Source organism: Stenotrophomonas chelatiphaga, assembly GCF_001431535.1.
Lineage (GTDB): Bacteria > Pseudomonadota > Gammaproteobacteria > Xanthomonadales > Xanthomonadaceae > Stenotrophomonas > Stenotrophomonas chelatiphaga.
In genome coordinates this window covers 1-17,142 of record NZ_LDJK01000070.1, presented here as the reverse complement: position 1 = coordinate 17,142, position 17,142 = coordinate 1, and the positions used below count along the sequence as shown (strand labels likewise).

Sequence of the window (17,142 nt, the reverse complement as noted above, 5' to 3'; positions counted from 1 at the left end):
GTGGGCAGGGACATACGGGAAAAGCGGGACCCGGCGCGATGCCGGATCCCGCCAGGCAACTCAGTAGCCGCTGTTGCTCAGCGCGCCCATGCCACCCAGGGCAACGACGAAGATGGCGTACAGCACGATGACCACGACGCCGGCGATTGCCGCCCACATGGCGAACTTCTTGGCTTTGTCCGAGGCTTCGCGGGCACCGGCGATATCACCGGCAGCAACCTTGCTGTTGACCTGCGCGGCGAAGACGATCGACACGATGCCGAGCGGCAGGCAGCAGAACAGCGTGCTCAGGATCGCCCAGACGAGGTGATTCGGAATCTGCGGGGTGGTGGCATTCATTGCATAAGCTCCTTGCGGGTGGATGGTGGTGACTCAGTTACCGGAGAGAGCGCCCAGCGCGGCGAGGCCGCCGAACAGCCCGAACCACAACAGCAACAGGACCGGCAGCGCAGCAGCCGAAGCTACTGCCCACCACCCCGCCTTGCGCGATGCCTCCTGCGCGCCCACCAGGTCACCGGCAGCGCGGCGGCCATCAACCTGGGCGGCATAGACGATCGACACCACACCCAACGGCAGGCAGCAGAACAACGTCGACAGGATCGCCCAGACCAGATGGTTGGGGACGTACACCGACGAGGTGCCGATTGGCGGTGGATGGTTCAAGTGCGAGACTCCATTCCTTGGTGGCCGGCGTTTCACGGCGTGCCGGTGCGCCCCCCTGTGGCTGGGTAATCTACAGCAACATGCGTCACCTGTATGCGTTTCCGGCACGAATTCTGGAAACGCTTACAGCCTTGCCGCAGGGGCGTGCCGGCTCAGGCGTGGTCGCCGCGCAGGGCACGCACCTGCGCCTCCAGCCGTTCTGCGCTGGCGGCGCTTCCCTCCACCGCCGGCGCCGCCACCACTTCGATGGTGGCGCGGAAACGGCGCGGTACCCGCATGCGGCCGAGTCGACTGTCGCGCCGGCTCCACATGCTGGTCCACATGCCGCGCAGGGCCATCGGTACCACCGGCACCGGGCGCCGTTCGAGGATCTTGTCCACGCCGCTCTTGAAGGCCCCCATCTGCCCGTCGCGGGTCAGCGCCCCTTCGGGGAAGATGCACACCAGCTCACCCTCGGCCAGCGCCGCGTCGATCTCATCGAAGGCGCGCAGCATCAAGGCGCGGTCCTCCTTGGCACCGGCGATCGGAATGGTCTTGGCGGTACGGAAGATCCAGCTCATCACCGGGATGTTGAAGATGCGGTAGTACATGACGAAGCGCACCGGGCGCGGGATGCTGGCCGACAGGATCAACGCATCCAGGTAACTGACGTGGTTGCAGACGATCAGCGCCGCGCCTTCGTCAGGTACGCTGGCTTCGATGCCGTGCGGACGCAGCCGATACAGCGCACGCACCATCAGCCAGCTGAGGAAGCGCATCAGGAATTCGGGCACGATGGTGAAGATGTAGATCGCCACCAACGCGTTGGCGATGGCCAGGCCCAGGAACAGCTGCGGGATGGTCACCCCGGCCGCGTGCGCGGCCAGCCCGACGCCGGCGGCGGCTACGATGAAGCCGGAGTTCTGGATGTTCAGTGCCGCGAACACGCGCGACATTTCCGACTTCGGCGTGCGGCTCTGGATCAGCGCGAACAGCGGCACCACGAAGAAGCCGGTGAACAGGCCGATGCCGAGCAGGTCGATGATGATGCGGATGCTGCCCGCCTGCTGCACGAAGGCCACTACGGACAGCCCCTGCGCCGTGGCTTCACCGGCACGGGCGAAGTACAGGTCGAGCAGGAAGGCGGTCATGCCGAACGCACCCAGCGGCACCAGTCCGATTTCCACCGTGCGGCCGGACAGCTTTTCGCACAGCAGCGAACCCACGCCGGTACCGATCGAGAACAGGGCCAGCGCGAAGATGTATAGCGTAGGCTCGCCGCCCAGGTTGGTGATCGCGTAGGTGGGCAACTGCGAGGTCAGGAGGGTGCCGACGAACCAGAACCAGGACACGCCGAGGATCGCGTTGCGCACTGCCTTCTGCTTCTTCGCCATGCGCAGCACGGCCAGCGATTCGGGCAGGGGATTCCAGTTGATCTTCAGCTCCGGCGCGCCGGCGTCGACCTTCGGGATCATCCGCGCGCAGACGTTGCCGAGCACCGCCAGCGCGATGACCGCGGTCGCCGCGACGATGGGTCCGTGACTGCCGGCCAGGGTGAAGATCAGGCCACCGACGATCATGCCGGTGAGGATGGACATCGAGGTGCCCATCTCCACCAGCCCGTTGCCGCCGGTCAGTTCCTCCGGCTTCAATATCGAAGGCAGTACCGAGTACTTGACCGGCCCGAACAGGGTGGACTGCAGCCCGGTGCAGAACAGCGCGATCAGCAGCAGCGTCATGTTCTGGGTGAGGAAGCCGGCCGCGGCCAGCGTCATGATCACGATCTCCATGGTGGTGGTGATCACGATCAAGCGTGATTTTTCCAGCTTTTCGGCGATCTGTCCGGCCAGGGCGGAGAACAGGAAATACGGCAGGATGAAGATCGCCGGCGCCAGCGTGGTGTACAGCGTCAGTTCTTCCTTGGGCACGCTGAGGTAGTACAGCAGGCCGATGATGGCCTGGCGGTACACGTTGTCATTGAACGCGCCGAGCGACTGCACGATGAAGAACGGCAGGAAGCGGCGCTGGCGGAGCAGGGCGAACTGGCTGTGGCCTGACATGGAAACTCCCTTCGGACCGGCGAAGCCTAGCATCCGGTGATGTGAGGGTGGTTGCCTGCGGCAGGCTTCAAGCAAGGTCAAGTGCAACGTCAACGTCAACGTCAACGTCAAGTTCAACGTCAACGTCAAAAGCTGCAGGGCTGTGGGTGGTGCGGCGGGGTGGCTGTGCAGGACACGCCGTTAACCCGTCCATGGGGGCTCGCTTTTCGCATCCATGCGAAAAGACGGTCCTGCACAGCCACCCCGCCCCACCTTCGACAGGTCCATGGTGGCCGTGAAATCTTCGGTAGCGCCGACCCATGGTCGGCGGATGTTTGGGGGAGTGGGGGCTGATGGATTCCGCCGACCATGGGTCGGCGCTACCGCTTTTTTTTGTCTTTTTTACGCGGGTGGCGGCCACCGGAACCTGTCAGGGGGTCGGGCGGTGGGGCTGGGCGGGGGCGTTGAGCGCCATGGATGGCGCGAAACGAGGCCCGCAGGAGCGGCTCTTGCCGTCCCCCGACCAGCCCCACCGCCCGACCCAGCTCCAGCTGCATCAAAGCCCACCCGCGAGGGGGTCTCACCCGTTCGCCGTCCGTTCCCGCACCGTTCCCTGCACCGCCTCATCCGCCGCGCTGCGCAGCTTCGGCAGCAACCGCAATGCCAGTGCCACCTGCGTGCGGATCAACTGCAGCTTCGGTGGCATCGCATCGTCGAACTGCTCCAGCTGTTCGGCCATGCCGCGGTCACCCTCGCTGTCACCCTCCGCGATCGGGTGGCGTTCGGCCAGCGCGGTCGCCAGTTGCTTCAACGATTGCTGTACGTGCTCGCCGGCAGACAGCGCCAGCGGGTCCTGGGCGAAGCTGTCGACCTGGTCGCGATGGGCGCCCAACGCGGAGAGATGGCCGAGCAGCGTGTTGGACAGCGCCAGGAAGCGGAAGCTGGCATCGAGGTTGCGGCGCACATGGCCGGGCTCGCGCAGCATGTTGGACAACGCCGTGGACAGCGCGGCGTCCGCGTTGTGCATGTCACGCCGGGCGATGCGGTAGGCGAGGTCATCACGCATGCCGCTGCGGTACTGGCCCAGCACCGCCTCCAGGTAGCGCGCTGCACTGTCCAGCACGCGCGCCAGGACCTTGTTGAGCTGGCGGCCCTGCCAGTCCGGCAGGATCAGGAAGGCAGCCGCGGCGGCGATCGCGCAGCCGAGCACGGTGTCGACCATGCGCGGCACGATCAGCACGAAGCCGTCACCGATCAGGTTGAAGCAGGTCAGCGCCATGACCGTGATCGCGCCGGACGCCACCAGGTAACGGTCGGTGCGGGTGAAGAAGAACAGCAGGGCCGACAGCAGCGCGATCAGCAGCTGGCTGTGCAGGTCCTGGAACAGCTGCAGCAACGCCCAGGTCAGCACCAGGCCGCCCAGCGTGCCGGCGATGCGTTGCGCCAGCCGCTGCCGGGTGGCGCCGAAGTTGGGCCGGCACACGAACACGATGGTCAGCAGCACCCATGAACCATTCTGGAAATTGAACACTGAGATGGCGGCGAAACCCACCACCAGCGCGATCGCCATGCGCAGGCCGTGGCGGAACAACACCGAGCCCGGGGTCAGCTGCTGGCGCAGGCGGGTGGCCATTTCACGCAGGGTATGCGGGTTGTTGTCACGCAGGCGGGTGTCGACGTTGTCCAGCGTGGCATCGGAATTCTCCGCATCCAGCAGCCGGCGGCCGATGCTCTGCAGGTTGTGCACCAGCAGGTCCAGCGAGGCCAGCAGGCGACGCCACTGCGGGCGTTCCTGGGCGCGCAGGAAGGCCAGCGAATCGACCAGGTCTCGCGCGGCCTGCTGGTTGCTGTCGCCGTACACGAACGGACGGCGCACGCGGATCGCCTCGCCCAGCCGGGCGCACGCCTGTCCCTGCAGGTCGAGCAGGCGCTGGCAGCGGTACAGCACGTCGCTGTGGAAGAACGCATCCACCAGCGCCCCGTACGGATAGTGCGAGGAGCTGGCGCGCTCGTGGAAGTCCTGCGCGGTGTAATACAGGCGCAGGTACAGGCCGGAGTTCACCGCCGGGCGTCCGGAGCGCCCGAAGCGGGCCAGGATGGCGGTCTTGGCGATGTTCAGCGCTTCGACCACGCGGCGGTTCTGTTCGGCCAGTGCCAGCTGCCTGCGTTGCAGGTCGGCCTCGCGCACGGGCTCGAACAGGGTGGCCTTCAACTGCAGGTAGCGGCCCAGTTCAACGTACAGCCGGGCCACCCGTTCGCGCACCGGGCGGTTGGCGAACAGCGCCGTCCACAGGATCGACAGCAGCCCGTACCAGGTCGCGCCCGCCAGCAGGTGGCTGACCGCGTCCAGCGCCGCATGCCAGTCATCGGCGCCATGCTGCTCCAGCCCGATCATGGTATAGATGGCCAGGGTCACGGTGGCCTGCGCGATGGAGGCATAGCGTTCGCCCAGTCCGCCAAGCAGGGTCAACCCGAAAGTAGACAACGCCAGCGCACTGATGAACACCCACGGCAGCGGGAACAGCCACACGACCGCGGCGGCGGCGATGCAGAAGCACAGCAGTGACAACACCACCGCCTTGGTACGGCCCCATGCATTGTCATCGGTTTCGGCGATGGCGCTGGCGATGATGCCGAGGAACACGCCGGGCAGTGCGGGCAGCGCATCGAAGTGCCAGCACACCGCCATCGCCGTACTCAGGGCGATGAAAACACGCAGGCCATAACTGGCCTTTTCGTGCGCCCACAGGCGGCTGAGACGGGATTCTGGAGCGGACATGCGGGCTCGGCAGCAGCATCAGCCCCCATTATTGCGGCACCGGCGTGAAAAAAGGGGACGGAGGGGATTAAGTCGTATCCGGCCCTGCGTCGGCCGGCTACGACGTGATCCCCTCCGTCCCCCGTCTCATTCAGAGGTCCAGGCGGACGCTGACGGCGAAGGTGCGCGGCAGGCCGACGCCTGCGTTGGACCAGTACCTGCGGTTGGTCAGGTTCTCGACACTGCCCCGCCAGGTGACGGCGTGACCGGCGGCCTGCATGCGGTAGCCGACGCCTGCGTTGAACAGGGTGTAGTCCGGCAGTTTCAACGTGTTGTCCGCGTCGTACCAGACATCGCCGTAGTAGCGGCCGGCCGCATACGCCTCCAGCCCATCGACCCACGGCAGCTGCCAGCTGGCATGCAGCACGCCGCTCCAGCGCGCCGCCCCCACGGTGCGGTTGCCCTGCTGGCTGGCGCTGGACGGGGACAGCTTGTCGTAGGTCGGGTCGAGCCAGGTCGCACCGCCGCCGACGGTCAGTGCATCGGTCACGCGCACATCGGCACTGGCCTCGATGCCCTCGTACAGGGTGATGCCATCCTGTACCAGCAGCCTGCCGGCATTGGTGAGGCGATCTATGTTGGCGCCGCGCTCCAGCCGGAACGCGGCCACGTTGCCACTCCAGCGCGATGACTCCACCTTCGCACCCACTTCCCGCTGCTTGCTGATGGTCGGGTCGAGCACGTCGCCGGCATTGAGGTAATCGGTGCCGACGCGGCTTCCGGCTTCCAGCGACTCCACGTAGCTGGCATACAGCGTCCAGGCGGCGTTCGGCTTGAACATCACCGCGTAGGTCGGGGTCACCGGGTAGGTGTGGTAGCTGCCCTTGTTCTCGAAGTCGTTGTAGCGCGCGCCCAGCAGCACCGACCAGCCACCGCCAACGTCGACCGTATCGCTGGCGAACAACGCCTTCTGCACGGTCTCGCTGCCGCGGCTGAGCACGCGCGATCCCACCGCATCGTGGCGCAGCGTCGGGCGCTGGTAGAGGTTGCCGCGGCCGATGGTGCTCCACTCATACGGGCGGTCCCAGCCGAGCCCGGTCTGGTGGCTGGCGCCGGCCACCACCTGGTGTTTCAGCGGGCCGGTCTGGAAGCGGCCCTGCAGCAGTGCCTGGGCCAGCTTCCATTCGCTCTTGCCGCCAAGCTCGTAGACGTTGACGTCATAGTCGCCGTTGGTATCGTCGATGTAGGCGAAGATCTTGTTGACGTCATTCCAGGAGCTGGTGAAGCCGTAGCTGAAGCTGGCCTTCCAGTTGCTGCTGATCTGCCAGTCCAGCGCGGTGGACAACAGGCTGGAGCGGGTGTCGTAGTAGGTGCCCGGAACACCGTTGTCGACGTCGCCGGCCAACGCGCGCGGCAGCGAGGTCAGGCCGATGAAGTAATACTGCGGCGATTCCCCGGACAGGTCGCGTTGCTGGAACACCCCGTCGAAGGTCCACGTCACCGCATCGCTCAGCCGTGCGTCCAGCGACAGCGCGGCGACCTTTCGATCCACGTCGCCGCCGTTGAAGGTTTCGCCCTTCTCCTGATAGGCGTTGAAGCGGTAGCCGAACATCTGTTCGTGGCCGAAGCGACCGCCGCTGTCGACGCCGGCGCTGACGATGCCCTGCTCGCGCCAACCGAGCTGGGCGGACAGCGTCGGCAGGTCGGTCGGTTTCTTGGTCACGTAGTTGACGATGCCACCGGGCTGGCCGAAGCCATACATGAAGCCGCCAGGACCCTTCAGCAGTTCAACCTGCTCCATCACTTCCAGCGGCCACTCGGTGCCCCACGAGGACACCTGCAGGCCGTTCACGCGGTAGCTGTCGTAGCTGAGGTCGATGCCGCGGTTGCGGATCGGCGAGCTCCAGCCACTGGCATACGCGCTGACCTGGGTGGTGACAGATGGGTCCAGCAGGAAGGCTTCGCCGAGCGATACCACCTGGCGCTGCTCGAGCTGCTCCCGGCCGACGGCGGTGATCGCGAACGGGGTGTCGTGCAGGCTGCGATCGCCGAGCGCGCCGGTGCTGGCATGGGTGCGTTCGGCGGTGACTTTCACCGCGTCCAGATCAGTGGCGGACTGCGCATGCACGGTGCAGGCGCAGGACAGGGCAGCAGCCAGCAGGGCGCGACGGGGGAAACGGGACAACGGCATCGAAGGGGTCCTCCGCGGACAGCACAGCGCCGTCCGCGATCAGCAGATGGCGGGAGAGGGTCGATGGCTGGATCAGGCAGGCTGGCCGGGAACCGGCAGCGGGGGCGCCGCAAAGGGGGCGTCAGACCGTGGCTGGCGCGCATCTTAGCAAAAAGGGGACGGAGGGGATTAAGTCGTTCATGGCCCTTTACGAGCTGAAAGCGACTTAATCCCCTCCGTCCCCTTTTTGTCGGGTCAGGCGCGGGCGGCGCGTCTGAGCTGCTTCTTTTCGCGGCGGCGGCTGCGCCAGCTGCGCCAGTGCTGGGCCAGGCAGGAGAAGATCACGTACAGCGCCGGAGTGCTGAGCAGGGTCAGGCTCTGCGAAAACAGCAGGCCGCCGATCATCGCGATGCCGAGCGGGCGGCGCAGTTCGGAGCCTTCGCCGATGCCGATCGCCAGCGGCACCGCGGCAAGGATCGCCACCATGCTGGTCATCATGATCGGGCGGAAGCGCACGATGCTGGCTTCACGCGCGGCTTCCAGCGCACTCTTGCCGTGCTCGCGCTGGGCCACCACCGCGAAGTCGATCATCATGATCGCGTTCTTCTTGACGATGCCGATCAGCAGCACCAGCGCGATCATCGAGATCACCGACAGTTCGGTGTTGGTGCCGTACAGCGCCAGCAGCGCGCCCACGCCCGCAGCAGGCAGCGTGGACAGGATCGTCACCGGGTGAATCAGGCTTTCGTACAGCATGCCCAGCACCAGGTAGACGGTCATGATCGCGGCCATCACCAGCACCAGCATTTCCATCGGGTCCGAGTCGAAGCCGAAGCCACCGCCCTCGGCCAGCCGGATGTCGCCGGGCATGCGCATGCCGGCCACGGTGCTGTCGATGATCGCCTTGGCCTCGCCCATGCTGGTGCCCGGCGCCAGGTTGTAGCTCAGCTCCATCGTGGTGTACTGGTTTTCGTGGGTGATCTGCGAAGGTGCCAGGCCGGGGACCTGCTCGGCCACTGCGGTGAGCGGCACCATTTCGCCATTGCCCGCACGCACGTACACCTGGTCCAGCGCGCCCGGCGTGGCGGTCTGCTCGGGCAGGGCGTTGACCACCACGCTGTACTGGTTGATGTCCGAATAGATGGTGGAGATCTGGCGCTGGCCGAACGCGCCGTACAGTGCACCGTCGATTGCGCCGATCGAGATCCCCAGGCGCGCGGCCTTTGCCCGGTCGATGACGATGTTCTGGCGCAGTCCGGCATCGTCGACATCGGTGCCCACGTCGGCCAGCTTCGGGTTCTTCTTCAGCACCGCCTGCAGCTTGGGCAGCCACTCCTGCAGCTGGGCCAGGTCGTTGCCCTGCAGTGACACGCGGTACTGCGCGCCCTGGCTGGAGCCGCCGCCGTCATTGCTCGGCAGGTCCTGGATGGCACGCAGGCGCAGTTGCAGGTCGGGGTAGCGGTCGGCCTTGGCACTCAGGCGCGACAACGCCTGCGCGGTGGTTTCGCGGCGGCCGTCCTTGCGCGACTTCAGTTCGATGTTGAACTGCGCGCTGGAGCCTTGCCGGCCACTGCCCAGCCGCACGCCGACGGTCTTCACCGCCGGGTCGGCCATCAGCATGTCGGTGATGCGGCGCTGGCGGTTGACCATGTCCTCGAAGGAGACCGTCGCGCTGGAGTTGGCACGGCCCCAGATCAGGCCGGTGTCCTGCGGGGGGAAGGCGCCCTTCTTGACCGCGCCGAACAGGAAGATGGTCACCCCGATCAGGATCAACGGGGTCAACGACAGCAGCAGCGCGTGGCGCAGCGAGAAGTCCAGCAGGCGGGTATACACGCGCAGCATGCGGTCGTGCCCGGCATCCAGCCAACGGCCGAAACGGGTCGGCTTGCCGGCATCGGCGTGCGGGTCCAGGAAGCGGCTGCACAGCGCCGGGGTCAGCGTCAGCGAGATGATCATCGACACCACGATGGCCGCCACCAGGGTGACGGTGAACTCGCGGAAGAACGCGCCCATCATGCCCTTGGCGAACAGCAGCGGAATGAACACCGCGACCAGCGAGGCGGTGATCGAGACGATGGTGAAGCCGATCTCGCGCGCGCCGGTGAAGGCCGCCTGCATGCGCGGCATGCCCTCGTCCAGGTGGCGCATGATGTTCTCGATGACCACGATCGCATCATCGACCACGAACCCGATCGCGATCACCAGCGCCAGCAGGCTCAGGTTGTTCAGGGTGAAGCCGAGTGCGTACATCACCAGCGCCGCACCGGCCAGCGACAGCGGCACGGTGACGGCGGCGATCAGCGTGGGCGCCAGCCGGCGCAGGAACAGCGCCATGGTCAGCACCACCATCGCCAGCGCGATCAGCAGGGTGATCTGTACTTCATGCAGCGAGCCGCGGATGGTCGGGGTGCGGTCGAAGTAAGGGGTCAGCGTGGTCCCGGGCTGCAGGTAATCGCGCAGGGTGGGGATCTGTTCCTTGACCCGGTCCACGGTCTCCACGATGTTCGCGCCGGCGCGGGTGAACACGTACATCACCACCGCCGGTTTGTGGTTGAACCACGCCGCCTGGTAGGCATCCTGCTGGCCATCGTAGACGTTGGCGATGTCCTGCAGGCGGATGATGCGCCCGTCGGCGCCGGTCTTGATGATCAGGTTGGCGAAGTCCGCCGCGCGTGCCACCGAATCGTTGGCGATGATCGCGGTGGTGGTGTTGCCATCGCTGAGGAAGCCGGTGGGCGAGGTGACGTTGGCCGCGCGTACCGCGTTGCGCAGGTCGTCGGCGGTCAGCCCCAGGGCATTCATCAGCCGCAGGTTGACGTCCACCCGCACCGCCGGCGTCGAGGCACCGGCGATATCCACCGACGACACCCCGGTGATCTGGCGGATGCGCTGGGCGAGCAGTGAATCGGCGACGTTGTACAGGTCGTCGGCGGACTGCGTTTCGGAGGTCAGCGCGATCGCGATGACCGGGTCATCGTTGGGGTTGGCCTTGGAAAACATCGGCGACCCCAGCCCGGACGGCAGGTCGGCCTGGGCCGAATTGATCGCCGTCTGCACGTCCAGCGCGGCCGAATCGATGTCGACATCGCTCTGGAAGATCATGAACACCAGCGAGCTGCCTTCCGAGCTCGACGAGCGCATGCGGTCGATGCCGGGCAGCTGGCCGAGGTGGCGTTCCAGCGGCGCGGTGACCGTGGAGGCCATGGTCGACGCATCGGCGCCGGACTGGTTGGCATGCACGAAGATCACCGGGATCTGGATGTTCGGCAGCGCCGACACGCCCAGTTTCAGGTAGCAGATCAGGCCGATGATGAACAGGCCGATCGCCAGCAGCGCGGTGCCGATCGGGCGGCGGATGAAGGGGCCGGAGATGTTCAACGCCACGCTCCTGCCAGCACGTCGGTCATGCTCACGCCTGCGGCTCCTGCACCGGGCCGTCGCCACGACGCGCCGCACGCTGTTCGCGGCGTCGTGCCAGCCATTCGGAGAAGCGTTCCATGTACAGGTAGATCACCGGCGTGGTGTACAGCGTCACCAGCTGCGACAGCAGCAGGCCGCCGACGATGGCGATGCCCAGCGGACGGCGCAGTTCCGAGCCGATGCCGGTGCCCAATGCCAGCGGCAACGCACCCAGCATCGCCGCGGCGGTGGTCATCATGATGGGGCGGAAACGCAGCAGGCAGGCGCGGCGGATCGCCTCGTGCGCGTTGGCACCGGTGCGCCGTGCTTCGATGGCGAAGTCGACCATCATGATGCCGTTCTTCTTGACGATGCCGATCAGCAGCACGATGCCGACGATTCCGTCCACCGACAGGCTCAGGCCGCTGAGCATCAGCGCCAGCAACGCACCGACGCCGGCCGGCGGCAGGGTGGAAATGATGGTGATGGGGTGGATGTAGCTTTCATACAGCACGCCCAGCACGATGTAGATCACCACCAGCGAAGCCAGCAGCAGCCACACCACGTCGGTCTGGCTGCCGGTGAATTCAGCTGCCTTGCCGATGAACTGCGCATGCACCTGGGTGGGCAGCTGCAGTTCGGCCTGGGTCTCTTCGATGGCCTTCACCGCGGCGGACAGCGAGTAGCCGGGCGCCACGTTGAAGGAGATCGTTACCGCCGGCAGCTGCTGCTGGTGGCTGACCACCAGCGGGGCGCTGGTTACTTTGCTGTCAGCCAGCGCGGACAACGGAATGATGCCGCCGCCGCCCACCGTGATGCCGGTGTTCTGGTTGCCGATGCCGGTGGCGGTGGAGGAGTTGGACGAGGTGACCTGGCCGAAACTGGTGGCGTTGGTGCCGGTCAGTGCGCCGGTGCCATTGGACGCCACCGCCAGCTGCTCCATCAAGGCGGTGCTGGTGCGGAACTCCGGCGCGACTTCCAGCACCACGCGGTACTGGTTGAGCTCGGTGAAGATGGTGGAGATCTGGCGCTGGCCGAACGCATCGTAGAGCGTGTCGTCGATGGTCTGCATCGGCACGCCGAGCACGCTGGCCTTGTCGCGGTCGATGTTCAGTTCAAGCGCCCGGCCCTGGGTGGACAGGTTGTTGTCCACGTCGGCCAGCTCAGGGCGCTTGCGCAGCGCTTCGGTCATGCGCGTGGCATGGGTGGCCACTTCATCGGCCTGCACGTCCGACAGCACGAACTGGTAATCGGTCGCGGCCACGCGCGTATCCAGGGTCACGTCCTGCACCGGCTTGAGGTACAGCGCGATGCCCGGGATGTCACGCACGGCGTGCTGCAGGCGCGGCAGGATCACGTCCATGCCATCGCGCTCGCCGCGCTCCTTCAGCACGATAGACAGCTGGCCCTGGTTGAGGGTCGGGTTCATGCTGCCGGCGCCGATGAACGCCGACACGCCGGTGACGTCCGGGTCCTTGCGCAGTGCCTCGGCGACCGCCTTGGTGCGCTGTTCCATCTGCGGGAAGGCCACGTTCTGGTCGGCCTGGACCACCGCGGTGATCATGCCGGTGTCCTGGTCGGGCAGCAGGCCCTTGGGGATCAGCAGGTACAGCACCACGGTCAGCACCAGCGCCGCGCCTGCCACCGCCAGGGTGATCGGCTGGTGGGCCAGCACCCAGTCCAGGCTGCGCTCGTACAGCCCGACGGTGCGGCTCCACAGGTTCTGTTTCCCGGCCGCCGCCGAACGCTCATGCGCGTCTTCGCCTTCCGGCAGTTCGTCCGGCTTGAGCAGGTAGGCGCACATCATCGGGGTCAGGGTCAGCGAAATCAGCATCGACAGCGTGACCGCGATGCTCAACACCCATGCGAACTCATGGAACAGCCGGCCGGTGACGCCGGGCATCAGCAGCAGCGGCAGGAACACCGCCACCAGCGAGACGGTCAGCGACAGCACGGTGAAGCCGATCTGGCGGGCGCCGATCTCGGCCGCTTCCTTGCCACTCTTGCCCTGTTCGATGTAGCGGACGATGTTCTCGATCATCACGATCGCATCGTCGACCACGAAGCCGGTGGCCACCACCAGCGCCATCAGCGAAAGGTTGTCCAGCGACATGCCGGCGAAGGCCATCACCGCGAAGGTGCCGGCCAGCGAAAGCGGCACCGCCACCGAGGGAATGATGGTGGCCCACAGGCGGCGCAGGAACAGGAAGATCACCGCGACCACCAGACCGATGGTCAGGATCAGGGTGAACTGCACTTCATGCACCGAGGCGCGGATGGTCTCGGTCCGGTCGGAGAAGATCTCCAAATGCACGTCGGCGGGCAGCACGCCCTGCAGCTGCGGCAGCAGGGCGCGGACGCGCTCCACGGTCTGCACGATGTTGGCGCCGGGCTGGCGGCGCACTTCCAGCAGCACCGCCGGCTTGCCGTCGGCCCAGGCCGCCAGCTGGTCGTTCTCCACGCCGTCCACCACGTTGGCGACGTCGGACAGGCGCACCGGCGCCCCGTTGCGGTAGCTGATGATGGTGTCGCGGTATTCGGCGGCACTGGTCAGCTGGTCGTTGGTGCCGATGCTGTAGGACTGGGTCTTGCCGTTCAGCGAGCCCTTCGGCGCACTGACGTTGGCCTGGGTCAGCGCGCTGCGCAGGTCTTCCAGGGTCAGGCCCATGTTGGACAGCTGCGCCGGATTCACCTGGATTCGCACTGCGGGGCGCACGTTGCCGGCGATCGACACCAGCCCCACGCCCTGTACCTGCGACAGGCGCTGGGCGAGGATGGAATCGGCGTAGTTGTTGACCTCGCGCAGCGGGCGCGTGTCGGACGTCAGCTTCAGGGTGACGATGGCCGCATCGGCCGGATTCACCCGGTTGTAGACCGGCTGGTAGGGCAGCGAGGAGGGCAGGGTGGCCTGGCGGATCGCGGCCTGCACGTCCTGGGCGGCGATGTCGATGTCCCGTTCCATCGAGAACTGCAGGATGATCGTGGACAGTCCGGCCGACGAGTCGGAGGTCATCAGCTCCAGCCCGGAGATCTGCCCGAACTGGCGTTCCAGCGGCGTGGTCACCAGCGAGGCCATGGTGGTCGCGTTGGCACCCGGGTACTGGGTGGTGACCACCAGGCTGGGCGCATCGATTTCCGGCAGCGCCGACACCGGCAACTGGCGGTAGCCGAGGATGCCGAGCAGCAGCAGGCCCGCCATCAGCAGCGAAGTGGCGATCGGGCGGCGGATGAAGAGGGTCGAAAAGCCCACGGGCGGATCCTTGCTGGAACGTCATGACAGCGCCGGCAGAAGTGCCGGCGCCGGTAACTCAGGCGATGCCCGCGCTCAGCGCGGGCCACCACCGCGGCGGCCGCCGCCGTTCTGCTGCTGTGCCGCCTTCAGTTCGGCTTCGGTCGGCGCGGCCGGGGTCTCGCCCGGCTTCAGCGCGTTGACCTTGGCACCCGGCTTGAGCCGGAACTGGCCTTCGCTGACCACCCGCTCGCCGCCCTTCAGGCCTTCGGTGACCTGCACGTGGCTGTCACCGACTTCCACGCCGCTGCGCACGGTCTGCATCTTGACCGTGTTGTCGGCCTGCACCACGTAGACGTATTCGCCGTCCGGGCCGCGCATCACGGCCTGGGTGGGGATGACGATGCCGCCACCGATGGTGCGCAGCTGCAACCGCACGTTGACGAACTGGCCCGGCCACAAGACGTTGGCCTGGTTGTCGAACAGGGCGCGGGCACGGAAGGTGCCGCTGTCGCTGCTGATCAGGTTGTCCACCACGTCCAGGGTGCCGTCGCCGCTGATGACATGGGCATCGGTGCGGTCCAGCGCGGCGATCTGCACCGCGCCGGCCTGCTGGGCGGTGCGCACGTCGCCCAGCTGGCGCTCGGGCAGGTTGAACACCACGTGGATGGGATGCACCTGGGTCAGGGTGACCAGGGCGGTCCCGGCGCTGACCACGTTGCCGGCGTCCACCGCGCGGATGCCGGCCACGCCGGTGATCGGCGCGGTGACCTTGGTGTACTGCAGCTGCACCTGGGCAGCGCGCATGCTGGCTTCGTTGGCCGCCACCGCGCTTTCGAACTGGGCCACCTGGTTGCGCTGGGTGTCCAGGTCGGTCTTTGCGACGTACTGCGCGTACTCCGGCGCGCTGGAGCGCTGGTAGTTGGAGCGCGCGGTGGCCAGCTGCGCCTGGTTCTGGCGCTTGGCTGCCGATGCCTCGTCGTAGCTCGCCTGCGCGCTGCGCGGGTCGATCACCGCCAGCACGTCGCCCTTCTTCACTTCCTGGCCTTCGCGGAAGTTCAGGCTCATCAGCTGGCCGCCGATCTGCGGACTGACGGTGACGGTATTCATCGCGCTCACCGTGCCCAGCGCGCTGGCGTACACCGGCACGTCCTGGCGCTGGGCTTCGATCACCGTCACCGGCACCGGGCCGGCGTCGGCCTGCGGCCCACCACGCTCACCGCTGGCGGCGGCTTCGCCCGACGGCTTGTCCTTGCCGCCACCGGCCATGCGCAGGCCAACGAACACGACCACCAACACTGCCACCACCAGCAGCACGATCTTCCACAAACGCGACATTCCAATCACTCCTGGGGGCTGGGCCGGGCAAGGCGCACGGCTGGCAAGGTGCCAAGCATACCTGCGGGCGATGCCGCTGCCTGCATGCCAAAAGGGCCGGATGCTCGGACCCTGCTCGGGCCCGAAGGTTCCCGAAAGCGACAGCTTGGCCTACATTCAAGCGCAACCCTACCGTGGAGATCCCGATGCCCCGTCGCGCGCTGCTGTCATCCGCCCTGCTGCTGGCCCTGCCGATGCTCGCCCATGGCCAGGCGGCCGAGCGCCCCGAAGTGGCCGCCGCCGCCCAGCGCCTGCAGGCCCAGGTGGTGGAGTGGCGCCGCGATTTCCACCAGCACCCGGAGCTGTCCAACCGCGAGGAGCGCACCTCGGCGGAGGTGGCCAAGCGGCTGCGCGCGATGGGCCTGAAGCCGAAGACCGGCATTGCCCACCACGGCGTGGTGGCGATCATCGAAGGCGGCAAGCCCGGTCCGAAGATCGCCCTGCGCGCGGACATGGACGCGCTGCCGGTGACCGAACAGACCGGGCTGCCGTTCGCCTCCAAGGCCACCAGCACCTACCGCGGCCAGCAGGTCGGGGTGATGCACGCCTGCGGCCACGATGCGCATACCGCCACGCTGCTGGGCGTGGCCGAAGCGCTGGTGGCGATGCGCAAGGACCTGCCGGGCCAGGTCATGCTGATCTTCCAGCCCGCCGAAGAGGGCGCGCCGTCGCCGGAAGAGGGCGGCGCGGCGCTGATGCTGAAAGAGGGCGTGTTTGCCGACTTCAAGCCGGAGGCGGTGTTCGGCCTGCATGTGTTTTCCAGCGTGCAGGCCGGCAAGATCGCCGTGCGGGGCGGCCCGCTGATGGCGGCCTCGGATCGCTTCGGGATCAAGGTGATCGGCCGCCAGACCCATGGTTCGGCGCCGTGGAACGGGGTGGACCCGATCGTGGCCACGGCCGACCTGATCGGCACCGCGCAGACCATCGTCAGCCGCCGCACCAACCTGGCGCAGCAGCCGGCTGTGGTGACCTTCGGTGCGATCAACGGCGGCATCCGCTACAACATCATTCCGGACGAGGTGGAGATGGTGGGCACCATCCGCACCTTCGACGAGGGCATGCGCCAGCAGATCTTCGCCGACCTGCGCAACGTGGCCGAGCACACCACGGCGGCGCACGGGGCGACGGCGGTGACGGAAATCTACGAGGCGGAGGGCAACCCGGCCACGGTCAACGACCCGCAGCTGACCGCACGCATGCTGCCGAGCCTGCAGGCGGTGGTGGGCAAGGACAATGTGTACGAGCCGCCGTTGCAGATGGGCGCGGAGGACTTTTCGCTGTTCGCCAGGGAAGTGCCGGGAATGTTCTTCTTCGTCGGTTCCACCAGCGAGGGCATCGACCCGGCGAAGGCGCCGGCAAACCATTCGCCGAAGTTCCTGCTGGATGAGAAGGCGCTGGATGTGGGCCTGCGGGCGTTGCTGCAGGTCAGCCTGGATTATCTGCACGGCGCGCCTGTCGAAGGCTGAGGGTATGCCGGGCTGCGCCCGGGGTCCTGCCGTTTGGAGCAACGGCAACGGCAACGGCAAAA

9 protein-coding genes are annotated in these 17,142 nt (G+C 66.9%); 1 reads left to right on the top strand and 8 read right to left on the bottom strand.

From position 1 onward, the window contains the following. Positions 1–60: 60 nt before the first annotated feature. From ABB28_RS14340 to ABB28_RS14305, 8 genes are all read right to left on the bottom strand, one after another. Positions 61–339 carry a CD225/dispanin family protein gene (locus tag ABB28_RS14340; RefSeq protein ID WP_057509275.1) on the bottom strand — a complete coding sequence of 93 codons (279 nt, stop codon included), beginning with the start codon at positions 337–339 and terminating at the stop codon, positions 61–63. Between the two features lie 33 nt (positions 340–372). Further along, complete coding sequence (locus ABB28_RS14335) at positions 373–663, bottom strand: CD225/dispanin family protein (protein ID WP_057509274.1); 291 nt, start codon at positions 661–663, stop codon at positions 373–375. Positions 664–815: 152 nt separating this feature from the next. Then, positions 816–2,702 carry an MFS transporter gene (locus ABB28_RS14330; RefSeq protein ID WP_057509273.1) on the bottom strand — a complete coding sequence of 629 codons (1,887 nt, stop codon included), beginning with the start codon at positions 2,700–2,702 and terminating at the stop codon, positions 816–818. A 559-nt stretch (positions 2,703–3,261) separates the two neighbouring features. After that, positions 3,262–5,460, bottom strand: a complete 2,199-nt coding sequence (gene yccS, locus ABB28_RS14325; RefSeq protein ID WP_057509272.1) for a YccS family putative transporter — start codon at positions 5,458–5,460, stop codon at positions 3,262–3,264. A gap of 130 nt (positions 5,461–5,590) precedes the next feature. Then, on the bottom strand, positions 5,591–7,630 hold the full coding sequence (locus ABB28_RS14320) for a TonB-dependent siderophore receptor (RefSeq protein ID WP_057509271.1): 2,040 nt from the start codon (positions 7,628–7,630) through the stop codon (positions 5,591–5,593). Positions 7,631–7,864: 234 nt separating this feature from the next. Continuing rightward, a complete protein-coding gene (locus ABB28_RS14315) occupies positions 7,865–10,987 on the bottom strand; it encodes an efflux RND transporter permease subunit (RefSeq protein ID WP_057509270.1) in 3,123 nt (1,040 codons plus the stop codon). A 31-nt stretch (positions 10,988–11,018) separates the two neighbouring features. Continuing rightward, positions 11,019–14,258, bottom strand: a complete 3,240-nt coding sequence (locus tag ABB28_RS14310) for an efflux RND transporter permease subunit (protein ID WP_057509269.1) — start codon at positions 14,256–14,258, stop codon at positions 11,019–11,021. 75 nt (positions 14,259–14,333) lie between these two features. After that, positions 14,334–15,575, bottom strand: a complete 1,242-nt coding sequence (locus tag ABB28_RS14305; protein ID WP_057509268.1) for an efflux RND transporter periplasmic adaptor subunit — start codon at positions 15,573–15,575, stop codon at positions 14,334–14,336. Between the two features lie 185 nt (positions 15,576–15,760). On the opposite strand from ABB28_RS14305, the gene ABB28_RS14300 reads away from it, so the two are divergent. Further along, on the top strand, positions 15,761–17,080 hold the full coding sequence (locus tag ABB28_RS14300; RefSeq protein ID WP_057509267.1) for a M20 family metallopeptidase: 1,320 nt from the start codon (positions 15,761–15,763) through the stop codon (positions 17,078–17,080). Positions 17,081–17,142 lie beyond the last annotated feature (62 nt).